The sequence below is a fragment of the Streptococcus sp. 400_SSPC genome (assembly GCF_001072745.1).
Classification (GTDB): domain Bacteria; phylum Bacillota; class Bacilli; order Lactobacillales; family Streptococcaceae; genus Streptococcus; species Streptococcus xiaochunlingii.
Window position 1 is genome coordinate 1 of record NZ_JVIQ01000027.1, and the last position, 2,512, is coordinate 2,512.

The following is a 2,512-nucleotide window of genomic DNA, read 5'->3' on the forward strand; positions in this document are numbered from 1 at the left end:
GAAGAAGTTCCATGACTTAGTTTTGGACCCTAGGTTCCAAAACTCCCGAGTGCTAGAAACAATTGTGTTTCTAGCACTTTTCTCACGGCGGAAAGTTTCAGTAGATGATTGAATAATTCTTACGAATAAATTTTTAAATTTTTATAGAATTTATTTGATTTGTAAGGAAGAGCAGATTGTCTATGCTCTCAAGCACTCCCGCGGGAGTGCTTTTGTTGTGTCGATAAGGCAAGTCTCCAATTACATTTCTTAATACATTTCCTATTCATCTGGCCGGTATTCCAGGATATCTCCTGGCTGGCAGTCGAGTTCTTTGCAGATGGCTTCAAGGGTGGTGAAGCGGATGGCTTTGGCCTTACCGGTTTTGAGGATGGAGAGGTTAGCAGTCGTGATGCCGATTTTGTCGGCTAGCTCATTGGATTTCATTTTTCGCTTGGCTAGCATGACATCTAAATTGACGATAATCATGGCACCCTCCTTAAATGGTTAGCTCATTTTCTTCGGCGATCTCAATCCCTCTCTCTAAAATCTTGCCAGAGACCCAGACGATTGGAACGGCAAGGAGAAGCCCTGTGTTAAAGGTAAATTGGAAAGTGAAGGGAAGGAGATAAGCATCGCCACTGGTTTCAAGTGTGCCAGACATAAAGGACAAGACCAAGAGAATCTTCCAAGCTCGGTTGCAAAGATCAATGTTGGAGTGAGAAAAGATCTTTTCTTGGTAGAGATTTTGGAGGAAGCTACGAATGGTGATGAGAAGAAAAATATAGATAGCGCTTGAGGCTAGTGGGAAGAGCAACTGCCAGAGAGGTTGCGGATGTTTGGGGAAGAGTTTGATGCCATTCACATCAAAGGACAGGCGCCCTGATTGAATAAGATCCTTAAACACTCCCATCCGGGAAAGCAGGTGGACGACCAGTGCAGCCACGGTCATAAAGCCACAGAAGTAAATGAAAGCCGTTAAGACTTCAATGACATTTTTTAAGGTTTTTGAGTTTTTCATCGCAAGCCTCCTTAAATTTTTTTATTTTTCACTTATAGTATACTCCTTATAAAAAATAAGTCAATAAAAAAGTATCGAAAAACGATAAAAAATTTATGAATTTCAGTCAAAATTTGCTTTAAATAGAATTTAAGGTATACTATTAGGTAACTACCATTTCAAGGAGGTATTGAAATGATCAAAAAATTAGATAAGAAATATCTTTGGATGATCATCGCTTTTGTGAGTGCAGTGGTTCTAATCGGAGGAGTCTATCTCTACTCTAGCTCTAATATTCAACCGGATCATCAAAAAGAGTTCAATCAGACCTCGAAGACCTCGTCTTCATCTAAGGAAAAAGCCATCGATCTATCTGGTGAATATGTCTCTAGTGCGCGTGATAAGGCCAAGATTCAAAAAGATGGGAAATCTTGGAAGATTGATTACGAGACAGAAGATGGTCCTGTATCAGCAACTTTCTCAACGGATTTCAAAGTAGAAGGAGCCAATAAAGTTTCTACTAGTCAGATGAAAAAGTCAGATGGAAATAAGGATTTCACCATCACTGTGCGTATCTTTAAATACAAAACAGATAAAGCCCCCCTTATTACGGTAACTATGTCAGACAAAGACCCCGATCATGAGATGGTCTTTGCCAATCAGAAGGATTTCTTTAAATCGACGAATCCAGATGATGCGGTATTGGATGGGGATTTGACAACCTTCGCGGGAAGCTATTCCAATGAATCTATTGAACAGCAGATTGCGGATTCCGGCTTTAAGCTGTATGGCTATAGTCCAGAAGATTACTATAATCACCGGACTACTGTCTTTCCTTCTATCTACTCTGATCAGGATAAGGGATGGAGCTTCTGGAGTGGAGCTACCAATGTCCAATTTGTCCTCAATAAAGATAAGAAACCTAAGAAAGCTGGATCAACCTATCAGGTTTACTTTGTCCAAGCTGGAACAACTGGAGCAAGTACTGGTCAAGAATTGATTGTCACCTTGATTCCTGAAAATGTTCAAGGTCCTGATGGCGTCGTTTCACCTCTGAGACGTATCTTCTACCATCAAGCCTCCTTCCAAGCCTACCAGGACAAATGGTGGGAAGCTTACCCAGAGCCTAAGAAGGAAGTAGACCTTGATATTGCGGCCATCAATAGTGGAGACTTCTCAAGTCTGGCAGGGACATGGCGCAATGCTAAAGGCCAGGAGATGGTCATTCAAGAAGATGGAACTGTGAAAGGTCAAGGAAGATTAAAAGCAGTGCCGAACTCGGATAAGACAAGTAAAGTCCCTTATGTAGATCTACGTGTGGGAGAAACAGGAGTGGCAGTTGGCCTCTTTAAGATTGGTTTTGAAAATCCTGATGGAGACCAGTCAGATAAGAGCAAACCTCGCTTGGTTGTTACCCAATCAGCTGGGAACTATCCAGCAGATCAATACTTCTATCGTCAATAAGAAGCGAAAGAGAGTGGGACAGAAATCGGTAATTCGTTAGAATTCGATTTCGTCGTCCCACCTCCGCAC

3 protein-coding genes are annotated in these 2,512 nt (G+C 41.6%); 1 reads left to right on the forward strand and 2 read right to left on the reverse strand.

Going from position 1 to position 2,512, the window contains the following annotated elements:
- Nucleotides 1–261: 261 nt before the first annotated feature.
- Both ADH49_RS04705 and ADH49_RS04710 read right to left on the reverse strand, forming a co-directional pair.
- The gene (locus tag ADH49_RS04705; RefSeq protein WP_003006064.1) at nucleotides 262–468 is read right to left on the reverse strand and encodes a helix-turn-helix domain-containing protein; all 207 of its coding nucleotides are present in this window, start codon (nucleotides 466–468) and stop codon (nucleotides 262–264) included.
- 10 nt (nucleotides 469–478) lie between these two features.
- Nucleotides 479–1,000, reverse strand: a complete 522-nt coding sequence (locus tag ADH49_RS04710; protein ID WP_048690281.1) for a DUF2975 domain-containing protein — start codon at nucleotides 998–1,000, stop codon at nucleotides 479–481.
- Nucleotides 1,001–1,174: 174 nt separating this feature from the next.
- Here ADH49_RS04710 and ADH49_RS04715 point away from each other — a divergent pair, with 174 nt between their 5' ends.
- Complete coding sequence (locus ADH49_RS04715; RefSeq protein ID WP_048690283.1) at nucleotides 1,175–2,443, forward strand: DUF6287 domain-containing protein; 1,269 nt, start codon at nucleotides 1,175–1,177, stop codon at nucleotides 2,441–2,443.
- Nucleotides 2,444–2,512: the final 69 nt, after the last annotated feature.